Here is a 15,682-nt window from a genome sequence, read left to right as displayed (position 1 = left end):
TCTTTTCCCCACCCCTTGTGGATGCGCCGAGGAGCGSAGGTCCAGACGGATCAGGGCAAAAACTTGTTTGAGCGAAGCGAGTTGTTTTTGACCCCGGCTGGACCGAGCACCGCAGGTTGCCCGTAGCGCAGCGAAGGGACGCAGGAACCAGGGTCGCCTTTCTTTTGCTTACTTTTCTTTGGCGAAGCAAAGAAAAGTGAGTTGCATGCCGGGCAACCCCCGGCCAGCAACCCTCAGAAGAGCACGCTAACGCCGGAGCAAGACCGGCATCAACTAAGACTAAGCCGGCCCCTCATAACCCAAAGCATTAAGAAACTCCCTGCGCCACCAATGCACATCGTATTCCCGGATTTTCTTGAGCAGCTTCTGGTGCCTGGCCTGGCGCTCCTCCAGAGGCATTTGCAGTGCCCGCTGTACGGTGTCGGCGGTGCCGTCGGTGTCGTAAGGATTGACCAGCAGCGCGTCTTCGAGCTGCTCTGCCGCTCCGGCAAAGCGCGACAGCACCAGCACGCCGGGGTCAGCCGGGTCTTGCGCCGCGATGAATTCCTTGGCCACCAGGTTCATGCCGTCGCGCAGCGGCGTGACCAGTGCCACCCGCGCCACGCGGTAGAGCCCGGGCAAGCGTTTGCGCGCCACGTTGCGGTGCATGTAGCGAACAGGCATCCAGTCAAGCTCGCCGAAATTGCCGTTGATGGCGCCGCACAGGCTTTCAAGTTGCTGCAGCAGGTCGGTGTAGGTGCCCATGTCTTCACGGCTGGGCGAGGCAATCTGGATCAAGGTGGCGCTGCGGATGTTCTCGGGGTACTTTTTCAGCAGGGTTTCAAAGGTGCGAAGCCGCTGCGGCAGGCCCTTGGAATAATCCAGCCGTTCCACGCCCAGCAGCAGTTTGCGACGGGAATATTCTTCTTTCATGCGCTGGTACATGTCACGCGCTTCCGTTGCGTGCGTGAGCGCGGCAAACTCGTCCACGTCAAGGCCGATGGGAAAGGCGCCTGCGCGCACGGTGCGGTGAAAGGCGCGAAAGCGGTTGTTGCCCAGCGCCACGGCCCCGGCTTCAGCCTGCACATAGCGCGAGAAATGCAGCAGGTCGTTTTCGGTCTGGAAGCCAACCAGGTCATAAGCGAACAGCGCACGCATCAGCCATTCGTGCTGGGGAATGGCCGCCAGAACCTGTTGCGGCGGCAGCGGAATATGCAGGAAAAAGCCGATGCGGTTGTTGCAGCCCATGGCGCGCAGCTCGGCGGCCATCGGTATCAGGTGGTAGTCGTGAATCCAGATGATGTCGTCGGGCCGCAGCAGGCCCATGAGCTTGTGGGCAAACAGCCGGTTGACGCGGCGGTAGGCCTCGATGAAGCCTGCGTCAAAACGGGCCAGGTCCAGCCGGTAATGAAATACCGGCCACAGCACGCCATTGCTGTAGCCCAGGTAATAGCCCGCATGGTCTTCGGTCGACAGGTCCACTGTGGCCAGCTTGACGTTGCCCGCCTGCTGCACATGCAGCTCGCCTTCGCCGGCGGCACCGCCCTCAACCACCGTGCCGCTCCAGCCGAACCACAGCCCACCGGTAGCGTTCAGCGCGTCCCCGAGTGCCACAGCAAGCCCACCGGCCGCCGCCTTGCGCGGATCCGCCACGCGATTTGAAACAACCACAAGCCGGCTCATGACAAACAGCCCTCTTCACCAGCAGGGGCCGTGGAACCGGCTTCGCCGGGCCACAGGCGCCGCCCCCTTGAAGGGGGGAAGGGGCTACACGCAGTGAGCCACCGACGGGGGAGAGCCACCCTCATACCTGGCTCTCCCAAGGCGCTGAGAGGCGGACAGCCGCATTGATGATCCCTACCATTGAATACGTCTGCGGATAATTTCCCCACATCTCGCCGGTCACGGGATGTGTGTCCTCCGACAGCAGGCCCACATGGTTGCGGGCCGCCAGCATGGTCTTGAAGATGTCGCGGGCCTGCTCCTTGCGGCCTATGCGCGCCAGCGCGTCGATGCGCCAGAAGGTGCAGATGTTGAAAGCAGTCTCGGGCTTGCCGAAATCGTCCGGTGCCTCATAGCGGCGCATGTAGGGGCCGTCGCACAGATGGGTTTCCAGCGCATCCACCGTGGCGATGAAGCGGGGATCCCTGGGGTCAATGAAACCCACCTCGATCATCAGCAGCACGCTGGCGTCAAGGTCGCGGCCACCGAAGCTTTCCGCGAACGCCTGGCGTTCTTCGCTCCACGCTTCCCGCAGGATGCGCTCCTGCATGACGGCAGCGTGGCTGCGCCAATATTCCGCCCTGTCGGGCAGCTCCAGCACCAGCGCGATCTTGGCCAGCCGGTCGGCGGCGGCCCAGCACATCAGGGCCGAGGAGGTGTGGATGCGCGCGCGCGTGCGCAGCTCCCACATGCCGGCGTCCGGCTGGTCATAGTTGCGCACGGCCTGTTCGCCGACGTCCTCGAGCCGCTTGAACTCGGCAATGCCCGCGCGGTGCAGCAGGCGGTGGTCGTGAAAGGCCTGGGCTGCGCCCAGCAGCACATTGCCGTAGACGTCGTGCTGGAAATGCTCCTGCGCCTGGTTGCCCACGCGCACCGGGCCCATGCCGCGGTAGCCGCCCAGGTGCACCATGATGGATTCGGGCAACTCTCGCTCCAGGCCTATACCGTAGAGCGGCTGGATATGCCCGCCCTTGGACTGCACCACCACATTGCTGAGCCAGCGCAGGTAGTCCTCCATGGTTCCGACTTCCGACAGGCTGTTGAGCGCGCGCACCACAAAAAAGGCATCGCGCAGCCAGCAGTAACGATAGTCCCAGTTGCGCTGGCTGCCGGGTGCCTCAGGGATGCTGGTGGTCATGGCGGCGACGATGGCGCCGGTGTCTTCAAAGAGGGAGAGCTTGAGCGTGATCGCTGCACGTATCACTGCCTCCTGCCACTCGAGCGGGACATGCAGGCGCTGGCTCCATTTCTTCCAGTAGGAGATGGTTTCCTGCTCGAACAGCCGCGCCGTGTCGGCAATGCCTTCGGCGAGCGATTCGTCGGCGCCGAGTAAAAAGTTGTGCTCACGCGTCAGTACAAAAGGTTGCCTGGACAGCAGGTACGAGATCGACACATCGGTATTCAGGCGCAGCGTCAGTTCGTCGCCCACGTAACGCAGGTGGTTGCTGCCCTGGGTGATCAGGGGCTTGCGCCGGCCCCAGTCGAAGCGAATGTCCAGCAAGACGCGGATGCGCGGCGCGCCGTTGATGGGCCTGACGCGGCGCACAAGGGTCATGGGCTTGAAAAATCGCGAACGGCTGAAAAATCTCGGCGCGAAATCGGTGATCTCTATGCCCTGGCCGTGCTTGTCAAACAGCTGGGTGCGCAGCACGGCCGTATTGGGTTCGTACCATTGCTTTGCCTCGGCGAAGTCTTCGATCTCGATGGCGAAGGCGCTGGACTGCGACTCCTGGGCGCCGGGAACTGTCGCATCGGTCTGGCCGGGCTGCGGCTCCAGCAGGGCATTGAATACCGGATCGCCATCAAAGCGCGGCAGGCAGCACCACACAATGCGGCCCCGGATGTCAATTAGCGCGCTTAATGCACAGTTGCCGATCACACCCATGGCAAGGGATGGTTCGGCCGGAGGCGCGAAGTTGAGTGAATCGTTCGCGACCCTCATAGGCGGCTTTCTTGCGTGGTGGCCTGCAGCCGAGAGGCATTTGTGCCGGCTGTGTCTTCCGTCGGGCCGCCCAGGGCGGTATGCAGCCATTGCCGCAGCGCGGCCGGAGAGGCGCAGCGGTGCCTTGCCTGCGTCGCGCCATCGCCCACCTTGATGCCTTCGCCGCCCAGCAGCTGCACCGCGGAAAATCCGTCCTCGTCGGTGGTATCGTCGCCCGCGAAAACGGGGCGCCGCCCGGCAAAGGGCGGCTCGGTCATGAAGGCACGGATGGCCGTGCCCTTGCTGACGCTGGCCGGCTTGACTTCAAACACGAATTTGCCGCGCAGCAGTTCCACGCACGGCGTGCTGTCGGCGGCTTGCTGCATGACCTGAAGGCACAGTGATTCAAGCGCCGGTGCATGACGGTAGTGCAGGGCGACCGCAGCCGACTTGATTTCGACACGCAGGCCGTCGTGGTGGGCCGCCAGCTCGGCCGCCCGGCGAGCCACGTCCTGAACGTCCGGCGTTGCCAGGCTGAGGACGCGGCCATCGGCCTGGCGGCGCTGGGCGCCGTGCTCGGCCGCGGCGGGTAGCCGCAGCGGCGCCAGGAAGCTGTCGAGGTCGGCCAGCCTGCGTCCCGACACGATCGCGAGTGCGCCGTTCAGTTGTTCCGATAGCCGGACCAGGGCCGGGATCACGCCCGATGCCACTTCGACGGCTTCAGGTTCCGAGGCGAGGTCGGCGAGCGTGCCGTCAAAGTCCAGAAAGAGTGCGGTCTGAGTGTCCAGCGCCGGCAGCTGCCCGGGAAGCGGTAAGTGCGGAGGGGGCGAGGGCTGCAATGAGGAAGAAGAAGGTGATAAATGCATCACCGTTTACCTTAGCAGCGCCCTTCTCAGGCCGCTGTAGGCCGGTTTCGCTTTTTCACTTTCTGGCGGGCAGATGCAGGCCTGTCGCGGCGCCGGGCAGGCTGTCCTGTACCGCCTTGACGCGCGCTCTGTGGATGTCCTCGCCAATCTGCTTGCCGCCGCGTCCTGCCGATTGCGCCGCCAGCGCCAGCGGCTGCGTTTGCACCGCCTGGGCCGTGGCCAGGACGCCGAGCAGGCGGGCGCGCTGCGGATAGGGTGAGTCCTGCAGTCCGAGGCGGCCGCGGGCGTCACATTCGCAGGCCAGCAGGACGTCGGCAAAGCGCTGGGGCTTGCGAAAGGCATCGCAGCGCTCCAGCAACCGCACCAGGGCCGCGGCGCCCAGGCTTTCGCTGCGGTGCACGTTGCCGTGCTCGCGCGCAACCACATCGGCAGTCTCGCGGCAGTCCACCGGCACGCGCAAGCGTTCGCAAACGTCTTTCAGCAGTTGGGCGCTGCGCTCTTCGTGGCCGATATGCCGCGGCAGAACGTCGGGAGGCGTCGTGCCCTTGCCGAGGTCGTGGCAAAGGCAGGCAAAGCGCGCCGCGAGGTTCGCCTCCAGCTGCGCCGCCATGTCCAGCACCATCATCAGGTGCACACCGGTGTCGACTTCGGGGTGGTGGCTGGCGGGCTGGGGTACGCCCCAGAGGCGCGCAACCTCGGGCAGCAATTTTTCCAGCGCACCGCTTTCCCGCAACACTTCGAACATGCGTGATGGCCTGTCCTCCATCAGCCCGCGTGCAAGCTCCTGCCATACACGTTCGGGCACCAGTGCATCGGCTTCGCCTTCGGCCACCATGTCCCGCATCAGCGCCATGGTTTCGGGCGCCACGGAGAAATCCGGAAAACGTGCGGCAAAGCGGGCCAGGCGGAGAATGCGGACGGGGTCTTCGCGGAAGGCGTCCGTCACGTGGCGCAGTACCTTGTCCCGAAGGTCCCGCTGCCCGCCGAACGGATCGATCAACGCCGAAAAATCAGGTTCAAACTTCGTGGAAGCTGTTCCTGGACGGGCGGGAGCAGCTATTGAATTGATAGTGAGATCACGCCGCGCCAGATCCTGCTCCAGCGTCACATCGGGTTCGGCATGCACCACAAAGCCGCGGTAGCCCGGCGCGGTCTTGCGCTCGGTTCGGGCCAGGGCGTATTCTTCGCGCGTGTCGGGGTGCAGGAACACCGGGAAATCCTTGCCGACCGGCAGGTAGCCTTGTGCCACCAGCGTTTCAGGGGTGGCGCCCACCACGACCCAGTCGTGGTCCTGCACGGGCAGGCCCAGCAAGGCATCGCGCACCGCGCCACCAACCATGAATATTTCCATCAAGTCAGTTTAGCGGTTCGCGCCGGTCCTCAAAAGCCCGGTTGGCGCCGGATTTCAGTTCAGGAGAAAACCGGCCGGAAGAAGCTGCGTTCGTAGCTGATGATGCAACCGGTTGTTTCGGCGTACTTGAAGGCGGCCAGGCATTCCTGGTCGGCAAACGAGCGCTGGCGGTAAATTTCATACGCCGCCAGGCTGTCAAATGTGAACAATGCCAGGGCAATGTTGTTGGCGCCCTCGCTCGGCATGAAGTAGCCGTGGTGCGTGCCGCCAAATTTCTCGACCAGCGGAATCCACAGCTTGCCGTAGTGCTCGAATTCCTTGAGCTTGGCCGTGTTGAGCACGTAGCGCAGGTAGATGGTGACCATGGCGTTTCCTGCTTAGCGTTTGATGCGGTAGGGTTCTTCGAACTCGCGAAAGTCGTTTTCAGCCAGCGCGTCGTCGATCCAGGCCTTGACGCCGGGCAGGGCGCTCACGCGCTGGATGTAGGCGTTGATTTCGGCAGGCACCGGCAAACCGTAGCGGCTCAGGCGCATGCAAACCGGCGCAAAAAATGCATCAGCAATGCTGAACTCCCCAAAAAGCATGGGTCCTTTGTGCTGCGCGAGCAATCCGGTCCACATGTCGACGATGCGCTGCACGTCGGCGCGCACGGCCGGTTTGTCACGCCAGATCAGCTGGCCCACGTCCGACAGGTCAGCCTCGATGTTCATGGGGCAGGCCGAGCGCAGCGCGCCAAAGCCGCTGTGCATCTCTGCGCAAACACTGCGCGCGCGTGCCCGTGCCTTCACGTCTTGCGGCCAGAGCTTTTTGTCGGGAAAGCGCTCGGCGAGGTATTCGGCAATCGCCAGCGTGTCCCACACCACAAAACCGCCATCGTCCAGCGCCGGCACGCGGCCCGTCGGGTTCACGCTGCCGATTTTTTCTTTAAAGCTCGAGTTGGCATCGAATGAGTCAAAGCGCAGCTTGATCTCTTCAAAAGGGATGCCCGCTTGCGTGAGCAGCACCCAGGGGCGCATGGACCAGGAAGAGTAGTTTTTATTGCCGATGTAGAGCTTGAGCATGGGATCCCCGTGTGTTGGTATGCAGGTCAAAGTGAAGCGACTTGCGATGCTACCGCCGTGCGAAATCGCGATTGATGCAAAAAATCTCCTGAATTAATGCCCACCCCCGTCCAGGCCCACTGCGTGTAGCCTGTTCCCCCTCAAGGGGGCGGCGCCTGGGGCCGGCAAAGCCGGACCCGCGGCCCCCGCTGGCGAAATAGCCTAGCACTCATCACGCCCATTGAACTCTTCAAGCCAGCGTGAGCCGTGGAACCGGCTTTGCCGGGCCACAGGCACAGTCCCCTGCAAGGGGAAAAGGGCTACACGCAGTGAGCCCGATAGGGGTGTGCCTGTTTTCGGCTTTGCCGGGCCGCAGGCGCAGCGCCCCCTCGGGGGGCAGCGACCCACACGAAGTGGGGGAGCGTGGGGGCCTAAAAACGGCCGGCTGTTTTGCGCTTGGCTGTCAGGCCACTGCGCAAACCCTGCGCGCCCAGGTAAGAAGGCGCGATCGCATCCAGCGCCGCCGGGTGAATGCCCAGCGCCTGCAGCCCGGGCAGCTTGCCGCTGGCGACGTTGTCGGTGGCCATGGCGTTGAGGTTGTCGCGGCTGAGCAGGGGCTCGCCGGGCGCGAGTTCCATGAGGCCGGCCTGCAGGCGCGCCAGTGCGGCCGGCAAGGCGATCACCGGCCGGCCCTTGCCGCCGTTGATGCCGGCATAGCGGCCGGCCAGTGTGACCAGCTGGCGCAGGGTGAACACGTCAGGGCCGCAGACTTCGTAAATCTGGCCCGCGGTGTCGGCGTCCTGCAGGCAATGGATGACGGCGTCGGCCACGTCCTCGACCCACACAGGTTGAAAGCGTGCATCAGCAGCCGCCAGCGGAACCATCGGAAAGACCTGCTGAAGCCGCGCAAATGTGTTGAGAAACCTGTCTTCGGCGCCGAAGATCACGCTGGGCCGCAACACGGTCACGTCCAGGCCGGTGCTGAGCAGGGCGGCTTCGCCGCGCGCCTTGCTGCGCTGGTACATCGATGCCGAGCCGGGCGAGGCGCCCAGCGCGCTGATGTGAACAATGCGCCTGAGGCCGCTGGCCTCGCAGGCGCGGGCCAGTTCCAGCGGCAATTGCACATGGGCTTTTTCAAATCTGGCCTCATTGCCTTGCAGGATAGCCACCAGGTTGACCACCGCTTCATGCCCCGCCAGCAGCGGCGCCAGCGCGGCGCTGTCGTGGATGTCCGCTTCGATCACATCGACCAGCGGCAGCATTTGCAGGTGCCGGGCGTTAACGCTGCGACGGGTAACCACGGTGACGCGGCATTGCAGCCGGGCCAGTTTTTCGCAGACATGGCGGCCGACAAAGCCGGTGCCGCCCAGGAGAAGGATTTTGTTCATAGACCGCTAATTTAGCGCGCTTCGGCCGCTTTTGTGCTTATTTGCGGCCTGCGCCGCGTGTTGCGGGTTATTTATGCATCCAGCCCTTGTGGTTCTTTGGCTTGCAGCTATAAATTAGATAGCAAGCTGGCGCGCTTTCCGTTCCCCGGGTTTCGCCTTTGGCCTACACGGCGCAAGGGGCGCCGTTTGCACAATAGTCAGATGAATATTTTTGAAGCACTTAGAACAAGCCACGAAACCCAGCGCACGCTGGCCGACCATCTCATCAAGACACAAGGCGACAGCAAAGAACGGGACACACTGTTCAAGGAGCTCAAGCGCGAGCTGGCGGCGCACGCCGCCGCCGAAGAACGGTTTTTTTATGTGCCGCTGATCGCACATGATATGACGCAGGAACCCTCACGCCACGGTATCGCCGAGCACCACCAGATGGACAAGCTGGTTGAAACACTGGAAGAAACCGACTTCAGCTCACCCGGCTGGCTGGCCGCGGCCAAAGCGCTGCACCACAAGATTTATCACCATCTTGAAGATGAAGAGCAGGGCGTGTTCCAGCTGGCGGGCAAGGTGCTGACGGAAGCGGAGAAGCTGTCGCTGGCCAAAGACTACGAGGGCGAGTTCGTCTCGCAGCGCACGAAGGACTGACCGCTGCGGCGCTCCTGGCCGGGCTCATGAACCGTCTGTGTGCCTGTCGCCGTCAGGTTTGAGCAGGGGCTCGGGTTTTTCCAGAAAACGTACAAGGCGCGGTACCAGCGACAGAATGCCGAGCGCCAGCAGCGTGCTGAGCACCGCGGTAGCTTCACGTCCCATGCCGGCGGCCATGCCGATGGCCGCGGTCAGCCAGATGCCGGCTGCGGTGGTCAGGCCTTTGACCTGCTCCTCGTCGCTGAGGCCCTTGAAGTGGCCCTTGATGATCGTTCCCGCACCGAGGAAACCAATGCCGGCGGTGACCCCCTGAATGACGCGGCTCAGGTCGGCCGTGATCATGCCGGCCTGCTGCGAGACCAGCACGAACATCGCCGAGCCCATGGCCACCAGCATGTGTGTACGCACGCCGGCCGCCTTGCCTTTTTGCTCGCGCTCTATGCCCAGCAGGCCCCCCAGCAAAGCTGCCAGCGTCAGGCGAATCATCACGCGGGTGGCTTGCTCGGCGTCAGGCAGATCCGAAAACTCCGAGGCGATGGTTTCACCGACTTGCTGCCACCAGGTGGGCGCCATGCGGACTCCTTTTCATGTGTTCGGTTGAGGGATGGGGCTCGACCGATTGAATGTACCGTGCCTGCCCTGCGGCGTCACCTGAAAGCCCTGCCTGTTCTCAGGGATAGATTTTCTCGCCGCGCTTGAGCATGTCGAAAAATTTCACCAGCCGGCGCTCGCGTGTCTCGGCCTTCTTGGCGGTTTGCAGCCTGAACAAAATCGCAAAGCGGTTGCGCGAGTCCAGCGCCTCGAAGAAGGCCTTGGCTTTGGCGCTTTTTTTGAGCAGCGCCGCCAGGTCGTCCGGGACGGCCATCTTGCTCTGTGCGTCGTAGGCCGCATCCCAGCGGCCATCGGCTTTGGCGCGTTCGACTTCGGCCAGGCCCGCGGGTTGCATGTCGCCGGACTCGATCAGCGCCAGGGCCTTGGCGCAATTGACTTTGGACCAGGTGCTGCGCGTGCGGCGCGGGGTGAACTTCTGCAGGAAAAACTGCGCGTCCATGGCGTTTCGCTGGCCGTCTATCCAGCCCTGGCAAAGTGCGGCCTCCAGCGCTTCGGCGTGGGTGATGGAGGCCAGGCCGGAATCCTTCTTCGCGATCTGCAGCCAGACGCCGGCGCTGCTGGCGTGGTGTTTGGCCAGCCACTTCCTGAAGGCTTGAGTGTCTTTGCAGCGCAGGGTGGCCAATGGGGCTGCGGGGGTCCTGGCGGATGTTCTGGAGGCGGCTTTAGTGGAGGAGGGCATGACACATTTTGCGTGAAACGCGGAGTTCACGGCAAATCCTGGGAGCCGTTGGCTGAGGTTGGTGCTATCAATACAGGAGCTGCTCGCGCGCGTCTTTAAAGGCTTCCAGCCATTTTTCATAAAAAAACCACCCGAAGGTGGTTTTCAGGTGCCGCGGCTGGCTTTACTGCGTGATGTAGTCCGACACCACTTTCCAGCGCGCATCCTGCAGCACTGACATGCGCGACTGGTTGTTCCCCAGCCGCTTTTGCGGGCCGAACTTGCCTTCGGCGCTGCCGAAGATGTCGGGCGGGTACACCATGGTGTCCATGGCCTTGATGAAGCTGTCAGTCGAGAGGTTGGCGCCGGCTTTCTGTGAGGCGCGCAGGAAACTGTCGATTACCGTGTAGCCGTATACCGAGAACACCGTCGGGTCTTCATTGAATGCGGTCTTGTACTTGTTGGCCCAGAAGCGGATGGGTTGCGAAGCCTCGTCCAGGTAGGGGTTTYGCACGGTCATGGTGGCGTAGAGACCGTCCATGGCCTTGCCGCCCAGCTTGTGGATCAGGTCGGTGTACGCGGCGCTGGAACCCAGGAAAACCGGGTTGTAGCCCAGCTTGCGCGCGGTGCCGATGCCGCCAATGGTTTCGCGGATGATGGTGCCCAGCACCACCAGGTCGCATTCAGAAGCCTTGAGCTTGGCGATCTGCGACGAGAAATCGGTGGCGCCGCGCTTGAAGGAAGTTTTCTCGACCATGGTCATGCCGAGGGTCTTCAGGCCATCATCGGCGCCGCGCTGCACTTCGAGGCCGAACTCATCGTCCTGGTACATCGAGCAGACCTTTTTGGCGTTCTTTTCCTTCACCAGCTTGGGCACGGCCGACTTCATCTGGTCGTAGTAGGTGGCGGCAAACGAGTACTTGAGCTTGTGGAAGGGCTCGTACATTTCGCGTGCGGCCGTCACCGGGAAGAAGTTGATGACGTTTTTTTCGAACTGCACCGGCATGGCGGCCAGGTTTTGCGCCGTGCCCAGGTGGCCGACCATAGCGAAAATCTTGTCCTGGTTCACCAGCTTTTGCGCCGCCAGCACCGCCTTCTTCGGGTCGTAGCCCGAGTCCTCGACGATCAGCTTGACCTTGCGGCCGTTGATGCCGCCTTGTTCGTTAAGTTCGTCCACCCGCAGCGTCATGCCGTTGCGGATCTGTTTGCCGAAGCCCGCGAGCGGTCCCGACAAGTCCTGGATGGAACCCAGCGTGATCTCGGTTTTGCTGACGCCCTGGCTTTGCGCCTGGGCTTGGGCGAGGGGCAGGGCGGCTGCGCAGGCCAGCGCGCAGAGGACGGCGTTTGACTTCAATTTCATGGTGTTGTCTCCTGTAAGGGTTCTTGCTCTTGTCCGGCTTTTTTTCTGACGCTTGTCTGGCACTTGTTTAGCGCCTGTTGTTTTTGTTATGTCTCACCTGGTGCGCACGATCAGTACATTGCTTCGATCTGTGTCGCATATTTCTTCTCAACGAGCTTGCGCTTGAGCTTCATGGTCGGCGTGAGCTCTTCGTCTTCTGCCGTGAGCTGCGTGTCGAGCAGGAAGAATTTCTTGATCTGCTCGACCCGCGCAAACTTCTTGTTGACCCGGTCGATTTCCGACTGGATCAATTCTTGCACTTCAGTTGCCCGCGTCAAGCTGGCGTAATTACTGAAGGGTATGTCCGCATCCTGGGCGAATTTCTCGACGTTTTCCTGGTCGATCATGATGATGACCGTGAGGTAGGCGCGCTTGTCGCCGATGACCACGGCGTCGGTGACGTAGGGCGAGAACTTGAGCTCGTTCTCCAGCTCGCTGGGCGTCACGTTCTTGCCGCCGGCGGTGATGATGATGTCCTTCATGCGGTCGGTGATGCGGAAAAAGCCTTCCTCGTCCATCACGCCCACGTCACCGGTGTGCAGCCAGCCGTCGGCATCCAGCGCTTCGGCGGTTTTTTCGGGCTGATTCAGGTAGCCCATGAACACGTTGGTACCGCGCACCAGAATCTCGCCGGACGCCGGGTCCAGCCGCATCTCGTTGTAACCCGCGGCCGGGCCAATGGAGCCGGGCTTCATGCGGCTGGCCGGCACGCCGCTGGCGGCGCCGCAGGTTTCCGTCATGCCCCAGACCTCCAGCATGGGGACACCCAACGCCATGTACCACTTGACCAGGTCGGGCGAAATGGGCGCTGCGCCGGTGACGCAGAACCGCGCCTTGTGAATGCCGATCAGTTTGCGGGTGTTGTTCAGCGCCAGCCAGCGTGCCAGTGCAAATTTCGCCTTGAGCGCTGCGCTGACCGGCCTGCCCGCCAGCACCGTGTCGGCAATGTGCATGCCCACGCCGATGCTCCAGCCATAAGCGGCCTGCTGCAGCCAGCTGGCTTCCTTCAGCGCGATCATCACACCAGAATAAAACTTTTCCCACACGCGCGGCACGGCGGTGAACACCGTGGGCGCGATCTCGCGCACGTTCTCGGGAATGGTCTCCGGGTTCTCGACAAAGTTGAGTTTGGCACCCGCATACATCGCAAAGTATTCGCCGCCCATGCGCTCGGCGATGTGGCACAGGGGCAAAAAGCACATGCGCTCGTCGTCCTCGCTTTGCGCCACAAGCGTGTTGTAGCCGCGCGCGGTAAAAACCAGGCCGCGATGGCTGTGCATCGCGCCCTTGGGTTTGCCGGTGGTGCCCGAGGTGTAGACGAGGATCGCCAGGTCTTCGGGCTTGCAGGCGGCGGCGCTGTCTTTCACGGCATCGGGATGGTCGGCCAGGTGGCTGCGGCCCAGCGCGCGAAGTTCGGCCAGGCCGATCACACCCGGGTCATCCAGGTCGCGCAGGCCTTCGGTGTCAAACACGACGATCTTGCGCAGCAGCGGCAGTTGCGGCCGCATCTCCAGCGCCTTGTCGAGCTGCTCGTCGTCCTCGACGAACAATATGGTGGTGCGCGAATCTTCGCAAAGGTAATGCACCTGCGATGCGGCGTCGGTGGGGTAGATGCCGCTGCAGACGCCGCCGCTACTCAGCACGGCCAGGTCAGCCAGCACCCATTCGATGACGGTGTTGGAGAGGATGGAGGCGCATTCGCCGCGCGCAAAGCCCAGGCTCATGAGGCCGGCGGCGATTTCGCGTACTGCGTCGCCGGTTTGCGTCCACGACCAGCTGCGCCAGATGCCGAGCTTTTTCTGCCGCATCCAGGTCTTGTGGCTGCGCCGCTCCACCGCATTCCAGAACACAGCGGGAATGGTTTCGCCCGGCATGACGATGGAATGCTCGGGCTGTATGTGGCTCAGCTCCCAAAGGTTGCTCATTCGAAACTCCAATGCACGACCCCACCGAGCCAAGACAAGGATGCAGCGGAACTGGCTCCGCCAGGCCGCAAGCATCGCCCCCCAGTGGGGGGAGTGGCCGAAGGCCACACAGGGGGCGTCCAACGATACGGCTTTGCCGGCCCGCCAGCATCGCCCCCCAGTGGGGGGAGGAGGCCGGAGGCCGATTCAGGGGGCGTCTTTTTCATCTCCAGGTCTTTTTCTTCTTCCACCTGCGCTCACCGCGTACGCCGTCTTCTTTCATGCCGAGGTAGAACTCCTTGATGTCTTCCTTCTCGCGCAGGCGGGCGCAGGTGTCTTCCATGACGATGCGGCCGTTTTCCAGCACATAGCCGTAGTCCGACGCATTGAGCGCCATGTTGGCGTTCTGCTCGACCAGCAGGATGGTGGTGCCGCGCTCGCGGTTGATGCGCACCACGATCTCGAAAATTTCCTTGGTGAGTTTGGGCGACAGGCCCAGGCTCGGTTCGTCCAGCAGGATGAGGTCGGGCGAGGCCATGAGCGCGCGCGAGATCGCCAGCATCTGCTGCTGCCCGCCCGACAGCAGTCCGGCGTCCTGCAGGGCGCGTTCCTTCAGGATGGGGAAGTAGCGGTAGACCGACTCCATGTCGAGCGCCACGCCGTCGCGGTCCTTGCGGGTGTAGGCGCCCATCAGCAGGTTGTCGCGTACGCTGAGCAAAGGGAATACCTCGCGCCCCTCGGGCACGTGCGACAAGCCTTGCTGCACGATATGAGCCGGGTCCTGCGCTGTGATGTCCTCGCCCTTGAATTCGATGGAACCCTTGCGCGGATCGAGGATGCCCGAGATGGTTTTGAGGATGGTGGACTTGCCCGCGCCGTTGGAGCCCAGCACGGTGGCAATTTCGCTGCGCCGCACCTGCAGGCTCACGCCACGGATCGCCTTGATCGGGCCGTAGGAACTCTCGACATTGAGGAGCTTCAATACCGGCTGGTCGCTGACGGGGGGCGGCACTGCACTCATGCTGAATCGACCCCCACGCTTGTCACTTCGTGTACTGCGCTGCCCCCCGAGGGGGCGTTCGCGCCTAGGGGCGGCCCGTCGGCGCTCATTCTCCGTAGTGATGTGACCTCATCCACCGAACCAAGGTAGGCCTCAATCACACCCGGATCGTTCTGCACTTCGCGCGGCGTGCCCACAGCCAGCACCTCGCCCTGGTTCATGGCCAGCACGCGGTCGGACACGCGAGAGACCAGGGACATGTCGTGCTCGACCATCAGTACCGTGATGCCGAGCTCGTGCTGGATGTCCTGGATCCAGAAGGCCATGTCGCCGGTTTCTTCGACGTTGAGGCCGGAAGATGGCTCGTCGAGCAACAGCAGTTGCGGCTCGGTGCACAGTGCCCGCGCCAGTTCGACCACCTTGCGCACGCCGTAGGGCAGCCCTGCCACCATGGAGTCGCGGTGATGTTGCAGGTCGAGGAAGTCAATCACCTGCTCGGCTTTTTCGCGGGCCAGCAATTCGGCCTCGCGCGCCCTGGCGGTGAAAAACAGGTCATGCAGCAAGCCGGTTTGCCGGTGCGTGTGCCGGCCAATCAGCAGGTTGTGCAGCACCGTGGCGTGTTCAAACAGTTCAATGTTCTGGAAGGTGCGCGCAATGCCCAGCGAGGCGATCTTGTGCGGCGGCTGGTGGGTGAGCTTTTCACCGCGGTATTCAATCTCGCCCGTGGTGGGCGTGTAGATGCGGCTGATCAGGTTGAACACCGTGGTCTTGCCGGCGCCATTGGGGCCGATGAGCGTGAAGACTTCACCCTGCTTGACATCAAAGCTCACGTTGTTGACCGCCAGCACGCCGCCGAAGCGCACGCTGAGGTTTTTGGCGGAAAGGAGAGGCGCGCTCATTTCAGGCGATCCGACTTCTGGAATGATTTCTGCCGTTTAAAGAGCCCTTTTCTGTAGAAAGGAAAGAGCTGCAAATAGGTGCGAATCTTCAGCCAGCGGCCATACAGCCCCATCGGCTCAAACAGCACAAAGGCGATCAGCACAATGCCGTAAACCGCTGCCTGCAGGCCCGGCGCCTGGCCGATGGTGGCGGGCAAATAGTCTTTGGTGAGACCAATCACCTGCGGCATGGAGATGAGAAAGATGGCACCCAGGAAGGCGCCGTGCACCGAGCCCACGCCGCCGATCACGATCATCA

14 protein-coding genes and 1 pseudogene are annotated in these 15,682 nt (G+C 62.8%); 1 reads left to right on the top strand and 14 read right to left on the bottom strand.

The window, feature by feature from the left end; translation table 11 throughout:
- Positions 1–279: 279 nt before the first annotated feature.
- The 7 genes from otsA to AC1D0Z_RS05670 all read right to left on the bottom strand — a co-directional run bounded on the left by otsA (position 280) and on the right by AC1D0Z_RS05670 (position 8,267).
- Complete coding sequence (otsA, locus tag AC1D0Z_RS05700) at positions 280–1,662, bottom strand: alpha,alpha-trehalose-phosphate synthase (UDP-forming) (protein WP_477657271.1); 1,383 nt, start codon at positions 1,660–1,662, stop codon at positions 280–282.
- Positions 1,663–1,783: 121 nt separating this feature from the next.
- Positions 1,784–3,643 carry a glycoside hydrolase family 15 protein gene (locus AC1D0Z_RS05695; RefSeq protein WP_477657270.1) on the bottom strand — a complete coding sequence of 620 codons (1,860 nt, stop codon included), beginning with the start codon at positions 3,641–3,643 and terminating at the stop codon, positions 1,784–1,786.
- Entirely contained in the window at positions 3,640–4,488 is an 849-nt protein-coding gene (gene otsB, locus AC1D0Z_RS05690; protein ID WP_477657269.1) for a trehalose-phosphatase, read from the bottom strand. Before otsB ends, AC1D0Z_RS05695 begins: the two co-directional genes overlap by 4 nt.
- Positions 4,489–4,543: 55 nt before the next feature.
- Complete coding sequence (locus AC1D0Z_RS05685) at positions 4,544–5,839, bottom strand: multifunctional CCA addition/repair protein (protein ID WP_477657268.1); 1,296 nt, start codon at positions 5,837–5,839, stop codon at positions 4,544–4,546.
- 59 nt (positions 5,840–5,898) lie between these two features.
- Entirely contained in the window at positions 5,899–6,204 is a 306-nt protein-coding gene (locus AC1D0Z_RS05680) for an NIPSNAP family protein (RefSeq protein WP_477657267.1), read from the bottom strand.
- 12 nt (positions 6,205–6,216) lie between these two features.
- Positions 6,217–6,900 (bottom strand): glutathione S-transferase family protein, encoded by a 684-nt coding sequence (locus AC1D0Z_RS05675; protein WP_477657266.1) that lies wholly within the window; start codon positions 6,898–6,900, stop codon positions 6,217–6,219.
- Positions 6,901–7,310: 410 nt separating this feature from the next.
- Positions 7,311–8,267 carry a complex I NDUFA9 subunit family protein gene (locus AC1D0Z_RS05670; protein ID WP_477657265.1) on the bottom strand — a complete coding sequence of 319 codons (957 nt, stop codon included), beginning with the start codon at positions 8,265–8,267 and terminating at the stop codon, positions 7,311–7,313.
- Positions 8,268–8,468: 201 nt separating this feature from the next.
- Between AC1D0Z_RS05670 and AC1D0Z_RS05665 the strand changes: the two genes are divergently transcribed.
- Positions 8,469–8,912: a hemerythrin domain-containing protein gene (locus tag AC1D0Z_RS05665; RefSeq protein WP_477657264.1), complete on the top strand. Its 444-nt coding sequence runs from the start codon at positions 8,469–8,471 to the stop codon at positions 8,910–8,912.
- 24 nt (positions 8,913–8,936) lie between these two features.
- Here the strand turns inward: AC1D0Z_RS05665 and AC1D0Z_RS05660 are convergent, their stop codons facing one another.
- The 7 genes and pseudogenes from AC1D0Z_RS05660 to AC1D0Z_RS05630 all read right to left on the bottom strand — a co-directional run.
- Entirely contained in the window at positions 8,937–9,485 is a 549-nt protein-coding gene (locus AC1D0Z_RS05660) for an MgtC/SapB family protein (protein WP_477657263.1), read from the bottom strand.
- A gap of 97 nt (positions 9,486–9,582) precedes the next feature.
- A complete protein-coding gene (locus AC1D0Z_RS05655) occupies positions 9,583–10,203 on the bottom strand; it encodes a YdeI/OmpD-associated family protein (RefSeq protein ID WP_477657262.1) in 621 nt (206 codons plus the stop codon).
- A 163-nt stretch (positions 10,204–10,366) separates the two neighbouring features.
- Complete coding sequence (locus AC1D0Z_RS05650; RefSeq protein WP_477657261.1) at positions 10,367–11,542, bottom strand: ABC transporter substrate-binding protein; 1,176 nt, start codon at positions 11,540–11,542, stop codon at positions 10,367–10,369.
- Positions 11,543–11,652: 110 nt separating this feature from the next.
- The gene (locus tag AC1D0Z_RS05645) at positions 11,653–13,506 is read right to left on the bottom strand and encodes an AMP-dependent synthetase/ligase (RefSeq protein ID WP_477657260.1); all 1,854 of its coding nucleotides are present in this window, start codon (positions 13,504–13,506) and stop codon (positions 11,653–11,655) included.
- 202 nt (positions 13,507–13,708) lie between these two features.
- A complete protein-coding gene (locus tag AC1D0Z_RS05640) occupies positions 13,709–14,506 on the bottom strand; it encodes an ABC transporter ATP-binding protein (protein ID WP_477657259.1) in 798 nt (265 codons plus the stop codon).
- Positions 14,503–15,384 carry an ABC transporter ATP-binding protein gene (locus AC1D0Z_RS05635; RefSeq protein ID WP_477657258.1) on the bottom strand — a complete coding sequence of 294 codons (882 nt, stop codon included), beginning with the start codon at positions 15,382–15,384 and terminating at the stop codon, positions 14,503–14,505. The genes AC1D0Z_RS05640 and AC1D0Z_RS05635 overlap by 4 nt, the downstream gene beginning before the upstream one ends.
- Positions 15,381–15,682 (bottom strand): annotated as a pseudogene (locus AC1D0Z_RS05630) (branched-chain amino acid ABC transporter permease); the annotation flags it as partial. The pseudogene AC1D0Z_RS05630 and the gene AC1D0Z_RS05635, both read right to left, overlap by 4 nt.

The organism is Polaromonas sp. P1_E3, assembly GCF_056405935.1.
This window is presented reverse-complemented; position numbering and strand designations above follow the sequence as displayed.

Coding starts and splice junctions, on each gene's coding strand:
- otsA (WP_477657271.1), bottom strand. CDS start 1,662: ATGAGCCGGCTTGTGGTTGTTTCAAATCGCGTGGCGGATCCGCGCAAG.
- AC1D0Z_RS05695 (WP_477657270.1), bottom strand. CDS start 3,643: ATGAGGGTCGCGAACGATTCACTCAACTTCGCGCCTCCGGCCGAACCA.
- otsB (WP_477657269.1), bottom strand. CDS start 4,488: ATGCATTTATCACCTTCTTCTTCCTCATTGCAGCCCTCGCCCCCTCCG.
- AC1D0Z_RS05685 (WP_477657268.1), bottom strand. CDS start 5,839: ATGGAAATATTCATGGTTGGTGGCGCGGTGCGCGATGCCTTGCTGGGC.
- AC1D0Z_RS05680 (WP_477657267.1), bottom strand. CDS start 6,204: ATGGTCACCATCTACCTGCGCTACGTGCTCAACACGGCCAAGCTCAAG.
- AC1D0Z_RS05675 (WP_477657266.1), bottom strand. CDS start 6,900: ATGCTCAAGCTCTACATCGGCAATAAAAACTACTCTTCCTGGTCCATG.
- AC1D0Z_RS05670 (WP_477657265.1), bottom strand. CDS start 8,267: ATGAACAAAATCCTTCTCCTGGGCGGCACCGGCTTTGTCGGCCGCCAT.
- AC1D0Z_RS05665 (WP_477657264.1), top strand. CDS start 8,469: ATGAATATTTTTGAAGCACTTAGAACAAGCCACGAAACCCAGCGCACG.
- AC1D0Z_RS05660 (WP_477657263.1), bottom strand. CDS start 9,485: ATGGCGCCCACCTGGTGGCAGCAAGTCGGTGAAACCATCGCCTCGGAG.
- AC1D0Z_RS05655 (WP_477657262.1), bottom strand. CDS start 10,203: ATGCCCTCCTCCACTAAAGCCGCCTCCAGAACATCCGCCAGGACCCCC.
- AC1D0Z_RS05645 (WP_477657260.1), bottom strand. CDS start 13,506: ATGAGCAACCTTTGGGAGCTGAGCCACATACAGCCCGAGCATTCCATC.
- AC1D0Z_RS05640 (WP_477657259.1), bottom strand. CDS start 14,506: ATGAGTGCAGTGCCGCCCCCCGTCAGCGACCAGCCGGTATTGAAGCTC.
- AC1D0Z_RS05635 (WP_477657258.1), bottom strand. CDS start 15,384: ATGAGCGCGCCTCTCCTTTCCGCCAAAAACCTCAGCGTGCGCTTCGGC.